Annotated in this window: 13 protein-coding genes and 1 pseudogene; 5 read left to right on the plus strand and 9 right to left on the minus strand. The window is 68.1% G+C overall.

Features of this window, described 5'->3' with window-relative positions:
• Window positions 1-15: 15 nt before the first annotated feature.
• From H7A87_RS18120 to dtd, 3 genes and pseudogenes are all read right to left on the minus strand, one after another.
• Window positions 16-329, minus strand: a pseudogene (locus tag H7A87_RS18120) (hypothetical protein).
• Window positions 330-514: 185 nt separating this feature from the next.
• The gene (rpoD, locus tag H7A87_RS18125) at window positions 515-2,389 is read right to left on the minus strand and encodes an RNA polymerase sigma factor RpoD (RefSeq protein WP_016902493.1); all 1,875 of its coding nucleotides are present in this window, start codon (window positions 2,387-2,389) and stop codon (window positions 515-517) included.
• Between the two features lie 107 nt (window positions 2,390-2,496).
• The gene (gene dtd / locus H7A87_RS18130) at window positions 2,497-2,937 is read right to left on the minus strand and encodes a D-aminoacyl-tRNA deacylase (RefSeq protein ID WP_104584080.1); all 441 of its coding nucleotides are present in this window, start codon (window positions 2,935-2,937) and stop codon (window positions 2,497-2,499) included.
• On the opposite strand from dtd, the gene H7A87_RS18135 reads away from it, so the two are divergent.
• The gene (locus H7A87_RS18135; protein ID WP_180496792.1) at window positions 2,936-3,952 is read left to right on the plus strand and encodes a lauroyl acyltransferase; all 1,017 of its coding nucleotides are present in this window, start codon (window positions 2,936-2,938) and stop codon (window positions 3,950-3,952) included. The two genes, dtd and H7A87_RS18135, sit on opposite strands and share 2 nt — an antisense overlap.
• 76 nt (window positions 3,953-4,028) lie before the next feature.
• On the opposite strand, the gene H7A87_RS18140 is transcribed toward H7A87_RS18135, so the two are convergent.
• Window positions 4,029-4,550, minus strand: a complete 522-nt coding sequence (locus H7A87_RS18140; protein ID WP_115677809.1) for a GNAT family N-acetyltransferase — start codon at window positions 4,548-4,550, stop codon at window positions 4,029-4,031.
• Between the two features lie 244 nt (window positions 4,551-4,794).
• On the opposite strand from H7A87_RS18140, the gene ribA reads away from it, so the two are divergent.
• From ribA to H7A87_RS18155, 3 genes are all read left to right on the plus strand, one after another.
• Entirely contained in the window at window positions 4,795-5,928 is a 1,134-nt protein-coding gene (gene ribA, locus H7A87_RS18145) for a GTP cyclohydrolase II RibA (RefSeq protein ID WP_119128120.1), read from the plus strand.
• Window positions 5,929-6,067: 139 nt separating this feature from the next.
• Window positions 6,068-6,544, plus strand: a complete 477-nt coding sequence (locus H7A87_RS18150) for a PH domain-containing protein (RefSeq protein WP_104650080.1) — start codon at window positions 6,068-6,070, stop codon at window positions 6,542-6,544.
• A complete protein-coding gene (locus tag H7A87_RS18155; RefSeq protein ID WP_119128119.1) occupies window positions 6,541-8,046 on the plus strand; it encodes a PH domain-containing protein in 1,506 nt (501 codons plus the stop codon). Before H7A87_RS18150 ends, H7A87_RS18155 begins: the two co-directional genes overlap by 4 nt.
• A gap of 90 nt (window positions 8,047-8,136) precedes the next feature.
• Here H7A87_RS18155 and H7A87_RS18160 read toward each other — a convergent pair whose 3' ends face one another.
• Window positions 8,137-9,195, minus strand: a complete 1,059-nt coding sequence (locus H7A87_RS18160; RefSeq protein WP_119128117.1) for a CDP-glycerol glycerophosphotransferase family protein — start codon at window positions 9,193-9,195, stop codon at window positions 8,137-8,139.
• Here H7A87_RS18160 and H7A87_RS18165 point away from each other — a divergent pair, their 5' ends adjacent.
• Window positions 9,196-10,020, plus strand: a complete 825-nt coding sequence (locus tag H7A87_RS18165; RefSeq protein WP_104650058.1) for a glycosyltransferase family 2 protein — start codon at window positions 9,196-9,198, stop codon at window positions 10,018-10,020.
• Window positions 10,021-10,140: 120 nt separating this feature from the next.
• On the opposite strand, the gene H7A87_RS18170 is transcribed toward H7A87_RS18165, so the two are convergent.
• The 4 genes from H7A87_RS18170 to fmt all read right to left on the minus strand — a co-directional run bounded on the left by H7A87_RS18170 (window position 10,141) and on the right by fmt (window position 15,573).
• A complete protein-coding gene (locus tag H7A87_RS18170; protein WP_119128116.1) occupies window positions 10,141-11,418 on the minus strand; it encodes an O-antigen ligase in 1,278 nt (425 codons plus the stop codon).
• Window positions 11,419-11,570: 152 nt separating this feature from the next.
• On the minus strand, window positions 11,571-13,292 hold the full coding sequence (locus H7A87_RS18175; RefSeq protein ID WP_119128114.1) for a glycosyltransferase family 39 protein: 1,722 nt from the start codon (window positions 13,290-13,292) through the stop codon (window positions 11,571-11,573).
• Window positions 13,293-13,339: 47 nt separating this feature from the next.
• A complete protein-coding gene (rsmB, locus tag H7A87_RS18180) occupies window positions 13,340-14,650 on the minus strand; it encodes a 16S rRNA (cytosine(967)-C(5))-methyltransferase RsmB (protein ID WP_119128112.1) in 1,311 nt (436 codons plus the stop codon).
• A complete protein-coding gene (fmt, locus tag H7A87_RS18185) occupies window positions 14,650-15,573 on the minus strand; it encodes a methionyl-tRNA formyltransferase (RefSeq protein ID WP_119128111.1) in 924 nt (307 codons plus the stop codon). Before fmt ends, rsmB begins: the two co-directional genes overlap by 1 nt.
• Window positions 15,574-15,635 lie beyond the last annotated feature (62 nt).

Consider the following 15,635-nt stretch of genomic DNA (forward strand, 5'->3'; position numbering starts at 1 on the left):
CCCCAATCTCAGCCTCTAAGCCACCTCAAGCTGCGCATCGACCAACTGCCGGCCCGCGCGGAATCCCTGCGCGATGGCTTCCTGGTAGGTCTCCCAGCCCGCTTCCCGGCCGCTGATGCGTGGCTGGCGTTTGCCGCCCAATGCATACACGTCGACCCACAGCGTCCACCTGGCGCCAGGGGACGCCTGCTCGGCGCGTACGCGAATCTCGTGCTCGCGGTATGTGGTGGTTTCAAACCGGCTTTGCCTGCTCATACGACGGCCTCGTTCCATTCGTCCATCAACTTAGAAGCCACGGCTAGAACGTCACGTGAGCCTGGAACAAACATCGGCTTCATGTTGCGCCGCTGTCTGGCTTCGTCGCCGAGGCGTGAACGTCAGCTGCGCCCTCCCCGACGCACCTTGGTTCGGCAAACGTCCACCCAACAAGCATAGCCTGCCATACGCCCCACAACGCAACAGCCCCGCAAGTGCGGGGCTGTTGTGTGATCACTGCACCGGTACGACGACTGGATCAGTCGATGTCCAGGAACGAGCGCAGCTGCTCCGAACGGCTCGGGTGACGCAGCTTGCGCAACGCCTTGGCCTCTATCTGACGAATCCGCTCGCGGGTGACGTCGAACTGCTTGCCGACTTCTTCCAACGTGTGATCGGTATTCATGTCGATACCGAAGCGCATCCGCAGCACCTTGGCCTCGCGCGGGGTCAGCCCGGCCAACACGTCACGCACCGTCTCGGAGAGATTGATGTTGGTGGTGTTGTCGATCGGGGACTCCACGTTGGTGTCCTCGATGAAGTCGCCCAGATGCGAATCCTCGTCGTCGCCGATCGGGGTTTCCATCGAGATCGGCTCCTTGGCGATCTTCATCACCTTGCGGATCTTGTCCTCGGGCATGTCCATTTCCTTGGCCAGCTCCTCCGGCGTGGCCTCGCGGCCGAACTGCTGGAGCATCTGGCGGGAAATGCGGTTCAACTTGTTGATCGTTTCGATCATGTGCACCGGAATACGGATGGTGCGCGCCTGATCGGCGATCGAACGGGTGATGGCCTGACGGATCCACCACGTTGCATAGGTCGAGAACTTGTAACCGCGACGGTATTCGAACTTGTCCACGGCCTTCATCAGGCCGATGTTGCCTTCCTGGATCAGGTCGAGGAACTGCAGGCCGCGGTTGGTGTACTTCTTGGCGATGGAGATGACCAGGCGCAGGTTGGCCTCGACCATTTCCTTCTTGGCCTTGCGTGCCTTGGCTTCGCCATAGGCCATTGCACGGCTGATCTCCTTGATCTCGCCCAGGGTCAGGTAGTTGGCCTTCTCCATCTCGATCGAGCCCTGCTGCTCGGAGACGATCTGGTCCTTGACGTCGCGCAGCGCCGACGACCACTTCTGCTTGCGCTTGAGTGCGTCTTCCACCCATTCCAGGTTGGTCTGGTTGCCTTCCCAGGAGCGGATGAAATCCTTGCGCGGCATGCGTGCCACGGTGGTGGCCAGGTGCAGCACCTTGCGTTCGTGGTCCTTGATGCCGTTGACCACGCCACGCAGCTGGGTGACCAGCGCATCGGTCAGCGGCAGCGGCAGCTTGAGCGTGGTGAAGATGGCGGCCATGTCCTCGCGGGCCTTGACCACCAGCTTGTGCTCGGCGCCGTTCTTGGCATAGATCTTCTTGAACTTGGCGTATTCGTTGGCCAGGTTCTCCATGCGCGTGGCCACTTCCACCGGGTCCGGACCGGTCGGGCCGGCCTCTTCCTCGGCAGCGTCGTCATCGCCATCTTCGTCGTCGTCTTCATCGACCGCGTCTTCGTCGACGGCGACGGGGCCGGCGGCGGCCAGCGCGGCAGCGGCGGCGTCGGCTTCTTCGATCAGGTCGTTGAAGCCGACCACGATCTCGGCCAGACGCTTCTTGCCTTCCTTGTGCGCTTCGTAATCGGCCAGCAGCATTTCGGTCGACAGCGGGAACACGCCCAGTGCTGCCTGGACCTGGCTCAGGCCTTCTTCGATACGCTTGGCAATGGCGATTTCGCCTTCGCGGGTCAGCAGCTCGACCGTGCCCATTTCGCGCATGTACATGCGCACTGGGTCGGTGGTGCGGCCACCTTCGGTGTCGAGCGCGGTCAGCGCGGCGGCAGCCTCTTCGGCTGCGGTGTCGTCAACCTCGCGGTTGCCGGTGTTGCCATCGTTGAGCAACAGGGTTTCAGCATCGGGCGCAACTTCATGGACATCGATGCCCATGCCGTTGATCATGCTGATGATGTCTTCGATCTGCTCCGGGTCGACCAGGTCGTCGGGCAGGTGGTCATTGACTTCGGCGTAGGTCAGATAGCCCTGTTCCAGGCCCTTGCTGATCAGTAGCTTGATGTCGGATTGCTGGGCAGGACGTTCGTTGGCCATGAGTGCTCGCGCCACCGGCTTTGAGATTGGAAAGAGAACCTAGCATTATACCAGCGTGAAGCCCGGTCTGCCGGATTCAAGACAGGACCGCTGGTGGACGTGGGTTTCTAGGGTCTGAGAAGGAAGGTCACCGGGCCATCGTTGACCAGGTCGACAACCATATGGGCTCCGAAGCGCCCGGTTTCCACCCCGCCGCGATGTTTTTGCCGGCAGATCGCCACCAATTGATTGAACGCCCGTTCAGCCTCCAGAGGCGGCGCCGCCGTGCTGAAGCCGGGGCGATTGCCGGAACGGGTGTCCGCGGCCAGGGTGAACTGGCTGACCAGCAGCAGGCCGCCGCCGGTGTCGGCGAGTGAGTGGTTCATCTTGCCGGTGTCGTCGGCGAACACGCGGTAGCCGAGCAGGCGCTCGGCCAGTCGCCGGATCTGCGCGTCGCTGTCGCCGGGCTCGACCCCGACCAGCGCCAGCAGCCCGGGACCGATCTGCCCGACGGTCTGCGCATCGACCGTGACTGCGGCGCGGGTGACACGTTGGATCAGCGCAAGCATGGGCACTCTCAGGCAGCAAACCGTGCCGCGCAGCATGCCCAGCGCCGCCCGTGCTGTCACGCGCGGGCCTTGGCCGGCCGCGCTGTTTAGAATTGCGCAGATGAAACCCGATGTCCGTGCCCGCCTGCTCTACGCCACCGCCGCCACCGTGGGCCGCCTGCCGTGGCCGCTGCTCAAACGTGTGGCCGATGCGCTGGCCTGGAGCTGGCGCAAGCTCGATGCACGCGAGGCCCGCGTGACACGCCGCAACCTGGAGCTGGCGTACCCGGAACTGGATGCCGGCCAGCGCGCGCAGCTGCATGCGCAGGTGCTGCGGTCGACCGCGCGGCAGACGCTGGAAGTGCTGCGTACCTGGACCCGCCCGCCGGCCGAGAACCTGGCGCGGCTGCAGCGCAATGGCCAGGAACTCTACGACGCGGCGCTGGCCTCCGGGCGCGGCGTCATCGTGGCCGCACCGCACTTCGGCAACTGGGAGCTGCTCAACCAGTGGCTGTCCGAACGCGGGCCGATCGCCATCGTCTACCGCCCGCCGGAATCGAACACGGTGGACGGCTTCCTGCAACTGGCCCGTGGCGGCGACAACGTGCGCCAGGTGCGTGCCGAAGGCCCGGCAGTGCGGCAGTTGTTCAAGGTGCTCAAGGACGGCGGTGCGGTCGGCATCCTGCCCGACCAGCAGCCAAAAATGGGCGATGGCGTGTTTGCGCCGTTCTTCGGCATCCCCGCCCTGACCATGACCCTGGTCAACCGGCTTGCCGAGCGCACCGGCGCGATCGTGCTGTATGGCTGGTGCGAACGCGCCGGTGGCGACCTGCAATTCGCGTTGCATGTGCAGCCGGCTGACCCGGCAGTGGCCGACGCCGACCCGGTGCGCGCCGCCAGCGCGCTCAACGCAGGCATCGAACAGATCGCCCGGCGCGACCCGGCGCAGTACCAATGGACCTACAAGCGCTACACGCTACGCCCGCCGGGCAGCGGCGAGGCCAATCCATATGCGACCGAGCGGCATCCGCACTGACCGCGGCGGGCTGCAGACAGATCCGCTTGCGCAAAGCACCGCCGCCGTTGCGGCGTCGGCAACCACCGCCACAGGCTCAATCGTCGTGCGGATCGGCCGGGGTGGCCAGGATGCGCTGATAGAACGCCAGGTCCAGCCAGCGCCCGAACTTGAAACCGGCCTCGCGCACGGTGCCGGCGTGGGTGAAGCCGAATTGTTCGTGCAAGGCGATGCTGGCCTGATTGCTGGCATCGATGCCGCCGACCAGCACATGCACGCCGCGCTGTTCTGCCGCCGCGATCACACCCTGCAACAGCAGGCGTCCCAGGCCCTTGCCGCGATGGTCGCGGTGCACGTAGACCGAATGCTCGACGCTGTACTTGAACGCCGGCCAGGCGCGGAAGGTGCCGTAGCTGGCAAAGCCCATCAGGCTGCCGTCGGCCGCTTCCACCCCGATCACCGGAAAGCCGCCTGCACGCTTGGTGGCAAACCAGCCGACCATGCTTTCCGGCGGCCGCGGCTTGTAGTCGTACAACGCGGTGGAGGTGGCGATGGCGTCGTTGAAGATGTCCAGGATGGCGCTGGCGTGGCGGTCTTCGCTGCAGTCGATAAGAGACATGGGATCCGATACGGGCAGGGGGTCTGGGGATTAAAAGGCATTGCCCGGCGATGAACAACGCAGCCGGCATGCAACCAATCCACGCCTGCCGTGCAACTCAAACGGCGGGCGCTGGATGCAGCGTTCCACCCGGCCGTGGCGACTGGCGATTGCGAACCACGCGACAATGGCTGCATGCGGCAGGCAGTGGCCGCGGCAGCGTCCGCCTTGAAGCGGCCGTGGCAATCCCCATCTGGAGTCGTGCATGAGCAGCCCCGTCCCCTCCCCCAGCGCACAGGCCTTCGGTGATCCGGCGGCGATTCGCTGCGAGCGCGCCGCCTCCGAGCTGCGCGCCGGCCGCCCGGTGCTGCTGACCGCGGCCAACGGGCAGGCACGCGCGGTACTGGCATTGGACAGCAGCACCGCGCAGTCGTATGCGGCCTTCGCACGTGCGGCGCAGCGGCGGCACTATCTGTTCGTCACCCCGACCCGTGCCCAGGTGCTGGGCCTGAACGCCCCGCAGGGCGCACGCGTGGCACTGGCCGAGCACGACTACGACCAGCTCGCGGCCCTGGCCTACCTGCGCGACACCCCGGTCCCGACGCAGTGGACCGCGGGCGATGCGCTGGACGCAGGCGCGGTGGAGATCGCGCGGCTGGGACTGCTGCTGCCGGCGATGCTGGCGGTGGAGCTGCACGACGCGGATGACCAGGCCGCCTTCGCCGGCTGCCAGTCGCTGGCACTGGACGATCTGGCCAGCGGTTGCGCTACATCCGCCGCTGCCGGCTACGAGTTGGTCACCCGCACGCCGGTGCCGTTGCGCGGGCTGGGGATGAGCGAGTTCGTGGTGTTTCGCGGCGGGGTGGCGCAGCGCGACCAGGTGGCGATCGTGGTCGGCCAGCCCGACCTGTCGGCCGCAGTGCCGGTGCGCGTGCATTCCTCCTGCCTGACCGGCGATCTGTTCGGCTCGCTCAAATGCGATTGCGGCGACCAGCTGCGCCATGGCCTGGCCAAGCTGAAGGACCTCGGCGGCGGCGTGCTGCTGTATCTGGACCAGGAAGGCCGCGGCACCGGCATCGCCGCCAAGATGCGCGCGTACGGCTACCAGCATGCCGGCCTGGACACCATCGACGCCGACGCGCAACTGGGCTTTGGCCCGGACGAGCGCCGCTACAGCAGCGCGGTGGCGATGCTGCGCGGCCTGGGCATCGGCCGGATCCGGCTGCTGACCAACAATCCCGCCAAGGCCGAGCGCCTGCGCGCGGCCGGTATCGCGGTCGAAGACCGCATCCCGGTGACCGGCGACATCACTGCGGAAAACGAGCAGTACCTGCGCACCAAGGCCGCGCGCGCCGGGCATGCGCTGGATGTGGACGCGCTGATCCTGGCCGCGCAGTAAGCGCCGCCAGCGCCGGATGCGCCCGCCCTCGGCGCCCGGCTATGCTTGCGCACCGCTTCTGCAGGCCAGCCTTGTGCACGACGCTCCACCGCCGCACCCCGAGGTCATCGTCACCGCCGCGCCGGCAGAGGGTCCGGCCGTGGACCACACGCAGTGGCAACCGCTACCGCAGCGCGGGGCCTATGTGGCCGGCGTCAACGGCGCACTGGGCGGCGGATGTGCCGGGCTGATCGCGGCCGGCGTGACCGCCACGGGGTTGCACGCCTGGCATCACTGGCCGCTGGTGCTGGGCCTGACCGCGGTTGCCGCGCTGCTGGGCGCGTGGTTCGCGGTCAAGCGGCATCGGCTCACCCACTGGAAACTCGACCACCACGGGCTGGCGCTGCAACGCGGTCATCTCTGGCAGAGCGACACGCGCATTCCGATTTCGCGCGTGCAGCACGTGGACCTGCGCCGCGGCCCGATCGAACGCGCCACCGGGCTGACCACGCTGGTGGTGCATACCGCCGGCAGCCGGCTCAACGCGGTGGCGTTGTCCGGCCTGGATCAGGGCGATGCCGAACGCCTGCGCGACCGCCTCGCCCGCCAGCTCGATCACGACGACGACGCGCTGTGAGTGCCATCGAACATCCCGGCCAGGACGAGCAGCGCCTGCATCCGTTGTCGTGGGTGTTCGTGCTGTTGCAGCAGATCCGCCAGTTCCTGATTCCGCTGGCGGCGTTGATCCTGTTCGGCAGCCGCGATGGCAGCCGCGACTCGGCCGACCACATCGCCACCGGCGTGGTGATGGCGGTGCTGGTGGCGATCTCGGTGCTGCGCTATTTCACCTACCGCTACCGCATCGGCACCGATGGCGTGGCGATCCGCAGCGGGCTGCTGGAACGCAGCCGGCGCGATATCCCGTTCGCGCGCATCCACAACGTGGTGGTGCATCAATCGCTGCTGCACCGGCTGGCCGGGGTGGCCGAAGTGCGCCTGGAATCGGCCGGTGGCCACAAGCCCGAAGCGGAAATGCGCGTGCTGCGGCTGGACCAGGCGCTGGCGCTGGAAGACCTGATCCGTCGCCGCACACATGATGCCGACGCCAGTACGCCGCAGCCCGAGGCCGACAGCAACAGCTTGCTGCGCCTGCCGTTGGGCGAAGTGATCCGGCTGGGGCTGATCTCCAATCGCGGCATGGTGGTGGTGGCTGCCAGCTTCGGCGTGATCTACCAGATGATCCCGCGCCGCACGGTGTCCAACTTCGTCGAGCACAACGGCGAGCTGGCGTACCGCTATGTCAGCCAGGTCCATCCGGGGACGGCCGTCGCCGCGACCCTGGTGGTGCTCGGCACCCTGGCCGTGCTGATCGCGATGCGCGCCTTGTCGGTGGCCCTGGCGGTGGCGCAGTACCACGGCTTTCATCTCAGCCAATCCGAGCGCCGCCTGACCGTGGAGCGCGGCCTGCTGACGCGCATCCGCAGCAGTGTGGCACTGCGGCGCATCCAGTCGTGGACGTTGTATGAAAGCCGCCTGCATCGCCTGTTCGGCCGTCGCCAGTTGCGGGTGGAGACCGCCGTGGCCGGCACCGCCGACAGCGAAGGCAGCGCATTGAAGGAGCTTGCGCCGATCGCCGAGCCGCAGCGCTGCGATGCCTTGTTGCAGCGCCTGCTGCCGGGGATTGCCTGGCCGCCTGCGCAGTGGCAGGCGATCGCCACGCATTGCTGGTGGCGATTGAGCCTGCCCACGCTGTTGGTGCTGCTGCCGCTGGCGGGTGGCCTGGCCTGGCAATTCGGCAACCAGGCGGCGTGGTTGCTGCTGTGGTTGCCGTGGAGTGCGTTCAAGGCGCATCGCCAGGTGCACCGCATGGGCTATGCGGTGGATGCGCGGTTTGTCGCCGTGCGCGGCGGCTGGTGGAAACGCTGGTGGCGGCTGGCCGAGCTGGACAAGCTGCAGGCGCTGCAACTGCAACGCTCGCCGCTGGATCGCCTGTCCGGCACCGCAACGCTGTGGCTGGACACAGCCGGCGCCAGCCCGACCGGCCCGGGGTTGCGCCTGCGCTTTGTGCCATTGGCACAGGCGCAGGCGCTGCAGGCCCGGTTGGGTGCCGCGTTGACGCGGCGCAGGTTGCGTTGGTGAGTTGGGAATCGGGAATCGGGATTGGGGATTCGGGATTGGTTGAAGACTGCTGATAGGCAGCCACTTGGAGCCACTGATCAAACCCCGGTTTCAGCGCCGGGACGGACCCCAGTATCCGAGCTCGCGGCGGATCTGCAGGCCGCGCCACACCGCGCCCAGCGGCTTGCGCCGCAGTGGACCGAGCTTGCCCGCGATGAAGTCCTCGGTCGCTGCAATCACCCGCTCCGACGACTGCCCGTCGCGGTACGGATGGATCGCATCGGCATAACGGGCGAGCGCATCGCGCAGCGACGCATCCGGCGCCAACGCGCGCGCCAGCTGCTGCGGTAATTGCCCGGGCTGCTGGAAGTCCAGCATATGCGGCTGCGGCACGCGGTTGCGGAAGGTCACCACCGGTTTGTGCTGCACCACGAACTCGGACACGATCGATGAGGTATCCGACACCAGCACATCGGCCGCACGCTGCGCGGCCATGACCTGTTCGGGTTCGACAAAGCATGCATGCGGCCCGGCCAGCGCGCGATAGCGATCGAACAGCTCCGGCGCGCACTTCGGGTGCAGGGTCAGCAGCCAGTAATGCGCACCGCGCGCGATATCGGCGGCGATCTGCTCGTAGAGCGCGGGCGCGGCGCTCAAGCGCTCGGTAAACGTGGAGCCGAACAGGATCACCGGCCGCCCGTTGGCGGGCGCGCGCAGTGCCGCGCTGCGTCCGCCATCGTCGCGAAACACCGGGTCGAGCTTGGGCCAGCCGGTTTCGACCACCGCAAAATGCCCTTCGCGCGCGGCGAGTGCGCGAAACGGCGCCGTGGTGGCCGGGCCCTGGGTGCAATACAGATCGAACAGTCCACGCACGCGGAAGTGCCCACGGTTGTCTTCGCGTTTCTGCACGTTGAAACCATGGAACAGCTGCACCTTGGCACCGGCAATGAACGGCGGCACCCAGTTGGCCGCGCTGAATACCGCCTGCGGGCGCAATGCCAGCGCCTCGCGCAGGCCGACCTGGCGCACATCCGGCAGCACCAGCCCGCGCGCGCCACCCTCGAACCAGGCCGACACGGCGTGCCCGCGGGCCTGTAATGCCTGCGCCAATGGCGCCAGAATAGGCAACGCGTAACGCTCCGTTGCGAACAGCAGGTATTGAGCCATCACATGTCCTCTTCGACCGCACCCGACGAACGGCCGCGCATCAGCGCCTGCATTATCGCGTTCAACGAGGCCGATCGCCTACGCGACTGCCTGCGCTCGCTGGCGTTCTGCGACGAGGTCGTGGTGGTGGACTCCGGCTCCACCGATGCCACCGTGACGCTGGCCACCGCACATGGCGCACGCGTCCTGCAACGTACCTTCGATGGCTATCGCAGCCAGAAGGCGTTCTGCGTGGCGCAGGCCAGCCATGACTGGGTGCTGTGCCTGGATGCCGACGAACGCGTCAGCGATGGCTTGCGGGCATCGATCATTGCCGCGCGCGATGGCGGTTTTGCCGGTGCGGCCGGCTATCGCTTCGCACGGCTGTCGGATTATTTCGGCCGGTTCCTGCGCCATGGCAATGCGTATCCGGATCGGGTGCTGCGCCTGTTCGATCGACGCCGCGGCGGCTGGCGCGGCAAGCGCGAGATCCACGAAGCGGCCAGTGTCGACGGGGCGGTCATGACCCTGGCGGGCGACCTGATCCACTACCCCTACCGCTCGCTGGCGCAGCAACTGGCCAAGACCCAGCGCTACGCGCAGATGATGGCCGAGCACGACTACGCGCGCGGCAAGCGTGCGACCTGGAGCAAGCTGGTGCTGGCACCGGCCTGGCGCTTCTGGCGCGGCTACCTGCTGCGTGGCGGGTTTCGCGATGGCTGGCACGGCTTGATCTACGCCTATGTCCGCGCCAACTACGTGCGCCAGAAGACCATCATGTTATGGCTGCTGCAGCACAACCAACCGGTGCAGGATCCGCCGCGCGTGGACGATCGCCGCGACGGCTGAACCCAGCGACCCGCATGCGACCGCCGCGACGGCTGCGCCCGCCGCCAGGTCGGCGCTTCGAGCCAACAGTCATCTATCCGATGATGGGGCCCAGCCCATCACCCACCGCAAGGCCGCTCGCTAGGCCTTGTCGGCCGCTCGCACCGAGTATGCCTGCGCCTGGCGCGCTGCCAGGCCGACCAGCACACCGACCATCGCCGTGTAGAAGCTGGCCGACACCTGGTGCGCAAACATCGACTGAGTCAGTCCGCACAGGGCATAGCTCACCACGATCATCACACCGGCCGCTGCCGGCCCGCGGAACTGGCGCTGGCCGCTGCGTCGATGCAGCCGCACGAAGATCCACAACGGCACGCCGTAGACCGCAAACAACAACAACAGCCCCGGAACCCCCTGGGTGGCGCCCCACTCGGCCAGATCGTTGTGCGCATGGCCCAGATGACAGCGCAGCAGCCAGGTGTCGCCGGCGCACACCGGCAGCTCGCGCATCGCATCGTCGAAGCGCCCGACGCCGATGCCGGTCAGCGGATGCGCGCGCAAGGTATCCCAGGCCACGTGCAGCCGCTCGATACGGGCACCGGCAGACGAGTCGCTGTCGCCGACCTCGTAGCGCCGCAGGTCGCTCTGCAACTCGCCCAGGCGCATCTGCTCGGTCAAGGCCGGCACGCTGAGCACCACGCCCACCGCCAGCACCGCACCGCCGACGAAGGTCAGCAAGCGCAGGCGTGCGCTATGCCAGGGCGCGCCCCAGATCAGCACGCCCAGGGTCACCAGCAACGACAACCACACCCCGCGACTGCCGCTGAGCACGATCACCACCACCGTGGCGATGGCCGCGCCCACCAGCCAGCGCACGTGGCCAACCGGACGGCAGAACACCGCCACCACCAGCAGCATCAGCGCGATATCGGCAAACACGATCGCATTGGTCCAGCCTTCGGCGCGGGGGGCCCCGTTCATCACCTGCAACATGGCGATCACCATTGCCGCGAACACGCCGGCCAATGCGCCGCGCCATAGCCAGATCTGGCGCGGCTGCAGTGCGTACGCCCACACCGCCGCCCACGGCAGCACCAGAAAGCGCGAGCGGTTGTCGACATCGCGCAGCCCGTGTTCGAACAGCACGATCGACAGCAGCGACATCGCGATCACCGCTGCGGCCAACCACCCCAGCGCGCGCAGCGACCAGGGGCGCATGGCAACGCCTGCGCGCAGGCTGCGCCAGCCCACCAGCGAGCCAAGCAGCAGGCACAGCCCGAAGGGCAGCAAGCCGCTCGGCATGTTGACCACCAGCGCGGTCAACGCAAAGACACCCAGTTCGGCAATGCCCACACCTGCCGGTGATGCAATGGGGGCCGAGGAGGAAAGTGCAGCGGGCTGGGTGGGCAAGGAATTCATTCAGACATCGGTGGCGAATGGGGGTGAATCGGGCGGCACGCGTCAGCGACGCCGGCCAAGCTAACGGTGTCCCGCATGAATCCATGCTAGACGACGGCCGGCGGCGGCGTTGACGCGCCGCCGATCGTGGCCGGAACCTGTGCTGCGCCGGCTCATTCGGTGTCCAGGTTGCCCTGCTCCTGCGCTTCCACTGCCCGCTGCTCGGCACTTGCCACGCAGCTGCCGTGCACGGCATCGGCCGGTACCAGCCACCAGCGACGGCGGTTGGCCACGCCCACCATCTGGCTGCGGCTGCGGTCCACGCAGGCCAGCAGCGCGGTCTCCTGCGCCATCAGCCAGCGTTGCTCCGGGTCTTGTGCCTGCCAGGCCACCGCACGCTGCAGTTGCTGCTCCCACGGCACCTTGAAGCCGAAGGTCTGCGCGGGGCGGTCGGCCATCAGCAGGTTCTGCTCCTTCCAGGCCACCAGCCCGAGCTGCGCATCCGGGCCGATCCGGCGCCCGGCCTCGCGCATCACCGCGCCCGCCGAACTGGAATCGTTGAAGATCGGATAGCAGACCAACCCGAACGCCACCCACCACGCGCCCAGCAGCGATGCGGCGGCAAGCGCGGAACGGCGCACCCGCAGCAGCAACAGGCTGGCCACGCCCCACAGGCCCACCGCCAGCAGCAGCCAGCCGAGCGGGTCGGTGGCCTCGCTGCCGACTCCGCGGCTGTCCATGATCTTCTGCTCGAACCCCGGGTGCCCGATCAGCATCGCCGCACCGCCGGCAACGAAGGCCACCGTCAGCAGCACCACGAATCCGAACAGCAGCCGCTGCACCCCGGCACGGCGCAGCAGGCCTGCCGCCAGCGGCGCCAGGGCCAGGCAGAACATCGGCAGCGCCGGCAGGATGTACACATCGCGCTTGCCGCTGGGAATGGTGAAGAACACCAGCACCAGCAGCCACCAGGCCAGCGGCAACAGATAGCGCGCATCGCGTCGCTTGAGCCGGCGCCACCAGGCCGGGATCGCCCAGGGCAGCAACAGGATGGTGGGCAGCCACATCGTGGCCATGCCCTTGAAGTGGTACCAGACCGGCTGCGCGTGATCCCAGGAATTGGCGTAACGCTTGGCGGTCTGGCGCAGCAGGATGTCGTTGAGATAGACGCGGTACTCGGGCTGGCCGGCAGTCAGCGCGGTCACCATCATCGGCACGAACCACAACAGGATCGCGATGAAGAAGAACAGCGGCCCCAGCCAGAAACGCCGATCGCGCACATGCACGCGCACGCCCGGCCAGCCGCGCGCCGCCGCAATGCCGGCCGGGATCAGCATCAGCAGGGCGATGATGCCGACCCCCTTGGTGATCACGCCCAGCCCGGCGGCGAACCAGCCCAGCGTCCACCAGCGCCAGTCCGGCCCCAGCAACAGATGGCGCAGCAATCCGTAATTGGCCAGGGTGATCCAGAACACCACCAGCGGATCGATCTGCGCCTTCTTGGCCTGGAAGGTGAAGTGCAGCGTGAACAGCAGCATCCAGGCCGCATAGGCCCCCACGCGCCGCGTCCATAGCCGCCGCCCGAGGTCGTACACGCAGGCCAGCGTGCCCAGCGCCGCCAGGAGCGACGGCAGCAGGAACGCCACCCGCCAGTTGCCCAGCAGCGTGTAGAACAGCGCCTGCAGCCACATCAGCATCGGCGGCTTGTCCGAGTACAGCTCGTTGCCGCGATGCGGGAACAACCAATCGCCGCTCATCACCATCTGCTTGGCAACCAGCGCAAACCGCGGCTCGTCCGACGGCCAGGGGTCGCGCAGTCCCAGGCCGGCACCGATCACCAGCACAGCCGTGATGGCCAGCAGCCAGAAATCCTTGGAAGCACGAGTCTTGAGCATGACGGATGGCGTGGGTGCGGAGGTGGAGCGCCGGGTTCGGCGCGCGGTCAGGACGCTTTTAGCAAAAGCGCGTAGAAAAAACCGTCGCAGTGCCGCTCGCCGGGGAAACGCTGCCGTCCGGCACCGGCCGCATGCCCGAATTGCGCACCCAGCGGCTGCGCCCGTGCGTCGGCAGTGCGTTGCAGGAAGGCATCCACCTGCACCTGGTTCTCGCGCGCAAGCAGGGAACAGGTGGTGTAGAGCAGCTGCCCACCCGGTCGCAGCGTGCGCCAGCTGGCATCGAGCAGACGCGCCTGCAATGCGCACAAGGCGTCGATATCGTCGGCACGGCGATGCAACAGCACGTCCGGCTGACGGCGCACCACGCCGGTGGCCGAACACGGCGCATCCAGCAGCACCGCATCGAACGGCTGGCCGTCCCACCATGCGGCGGTCTCGGCCGCATCGGCCGCGTGCAGGGTCACCTGCGCGCCCGGCACGGTGCGCTGCAGGGTCTGCTGCACCCGCTCCAGCCGGCGCGCATCCACATCCAGCGCGGTGAGCTGCAGGCCGCGATGGCGCTCCAGCAGATGCGCGGCCTTGCCACCGGGCGCGGCGCAGGCATCGAGCACACGCGCAGACGGCGCCAGCACCAGCGCATCGGCGACCTGCTGCGCGGAGCCGTCCTGCACCGAGACATCGCCCTCGGCAAAGCCCGGCAACTGGCTCACCGGCACCGCGCCGTGCAGACGCACCGCATCCGGCAACACCGCGTCCGTTTCGGCGGCGATGCCCAGCGCGGCCAGGCCTGCGACATAGCCGGCCGGGTCGATCCGCGAGCGCTGCACGCGCAGCCACATCGGCGCCATCTGCGCGCTTGCCTCGAAAATGGTCTCGGCCTGGTCGCCCCAATCGGCGCGCAGTTGCTTGCGCAGCCAGGATGGCCAGCCCGCATCGGCGGATACCGCTGGAAACCCCTCGCGCTGGGCGCGCCGCAGGATTGCGTTGACCATGCCGGCCTGACGCGGCCGGCCCAGCGCGCGGCACGCGTCCACGGTGGCCGACAAGGCCGCATGCGCGGGCAGCTGCAGCACGTCGAGCTGGGCGAAGCCGGCCATCAGCAGCGCCTTCAGTTCGGCATCGCGCGGCGGCAACGGGCGTTCCAGCCATTGCCGCAATGCCACGTCGTAGGCCGGGCGGCGGCGCAGCACCGCAAAGCAGATCGCCTCCACCAGCGCGCGGTCGCGTGGATCATCAAGACCGGGCAAGGTCGCGGCCAGTTCGGCCTTGAGCGAGCGGCCCTGGTCGAACACGGCCGTCAGCACCCGTGCCGCGGCCAGACGCGAGCCCACGCCCGCCATTGCGGTCTCTGCCGGCATCAGCGCAGCGCCGGCAGGTCGCGGCGTGCGTTGAGGTAGTCGGCAGCGGTGATCGCCTTGCCGCCCTCGCGCTGCAGCACGCGCACCCGCAGCGCGCCCTGCCCGCAGGCGATGTCGATGCCTTGCTTGCTGGCGGCGAGCAGGGTGCCCGGCGCCTGCTGATGCGCCAGCTCCAGCGCCACCGCGCCATGCAGGCGCACGCGCTCGCCGGCCAGCAGCGCCTCGGCCACCGGCCATGGATTGAACGCGCGTACGCGCCGCGCCAGTTCCTGCGCCGGCTGCGCCCAGTCCAGCCGCGCCTGCGCCTTGTCCAGCTTGAGCGCGTAGGTCACGCCCTCGTCCGGCTGCGGTTGCGCCACCGGACGGATACCGGCACGCAGCAGGCCCAGGCCATCGGACAGCACCTGCGCGCCCAGCGCGGCCAGGCGGTCGTGCAACTGCCCGCCGGTTTCCTGCTCGCCGATTGCGATGCGCTGCGACAGCAGCACCGGGCCGGTATCCAGCCCGGCTTCCATCTGCATCAGGCAGACGCCGGTTTCGGTATCGCCGGCCTCGATCGCGCGCTGGATCGGCGCGGCGCCACGCCAGCGCGGCAGCAACGAGGCATGCACGTTCCAGCAGCCGTGGGTCGGCGCGGCCAGCACCGCCTTGGGCAGGATCAGGCCGTAGGCCACCACCACCATCAGGTCGGCATCGAGCGCGCGCAGCGTGGCCAGTGCCTCGGGCGAACGTAATGTCTGCGGCTGCAACACCGGAATGCCGCGCGCGATCGCCTCCAGCTTGACCGGCGAGGGCGTCAACCCACGGCCACGGCCGGCAGGCCGATCCGGCTGGGTATAGACCGCCACCACTTCATGCCGCTGCGCGGCGGCGCGCAACGAGGCGACGGCAAAATCCGGCGTACCGGCGAATACAATTCTCATAGGGCGGGGGTTCGGGAGTGGGGATTGGGGAGTCGCAACGGCGGATTCGGCAATCGGTGAGA

Origin of the sequence: Xanthomonas sp. CPBF 426 (genome assembly GCF_903989465.1) — a bacterium.
In the GTDB taxonomy this organism is placed as follows: Bacteria; Pseudomonadota; Gammaproteobacteria; order Xanthomonadales; family Xanthomonadaceae; genus Xanthomonas; species Xanthomonas euroxanthea.

Coding starts and splice junctions, on each gene's coding strand:
- rsmB (WP_119128112.1), bottom strand. CDS start 14,650: ATGCCGGCAGAGACCGCAATGGCGGGCGTGGGCTCGCGTCTGGCCGCG.
- H7A87_RS18135 (WP_180496792.1), top strand. CDS start 2,936: ATGGGCACTCTCAGGCAGCAAACCGTGCCGCGCAGCATGCCCAGCGCC.
- dtd (WP_104584080.1), bottom strand. CDS start 2,937: ATGCTTGCGCTGATCCAACGTGTCACCCGCGCCGCAGTCACGGTCGAT.
- rpoD (WP_016902493.1), bottom strand. CDS start 2,389: ATGGCCAACGAACGTCCTGCCCAGCAATCCGACATCAAGCTACTGATC.
- H7A87_RS18175 (WP_119128114.1), bottom strand. CDS start 13,292: ATGCTCAAGACTCGTGCTTCCAAGGATTTCTGGCTGCTGGCCATCACG.
- H7A87_RS18140 (WP_115677809.1), bottom strand. CDS start 4,550: ATGTCTCTTATCGACTGCAGCGAAGACCGCCACGCCAGCGCCATCCTG.
- H7A87_RS18170 (WP_119128116.1), bottom strand. CDS start 11,418: ATGAATTCCTTGCCCACCCAGCCCGCTGCACTTTCCTCCTCGGCCCCC.
- ribA (WP_119128120.1), top strand. CDS start 4,795: ATGAGCAGCCCCGTCCCCTCCCCCAGCGCACAGGCCTTCGGTGATCCG.
- fmt (WP_119128111.1), bottom strand. CDS start 15,573: ATGAGAATTGTATTCGCCGGTACGCCGGATTTTGCCGTCGCCTCGTTG.
- H7A87_RS18165 (WP_104650058.1), top strand. CDS start 9,196: ATGTCCTCTTCGACCGCACCCGACGAACGGCCGCGCATCAGCGCCTGC.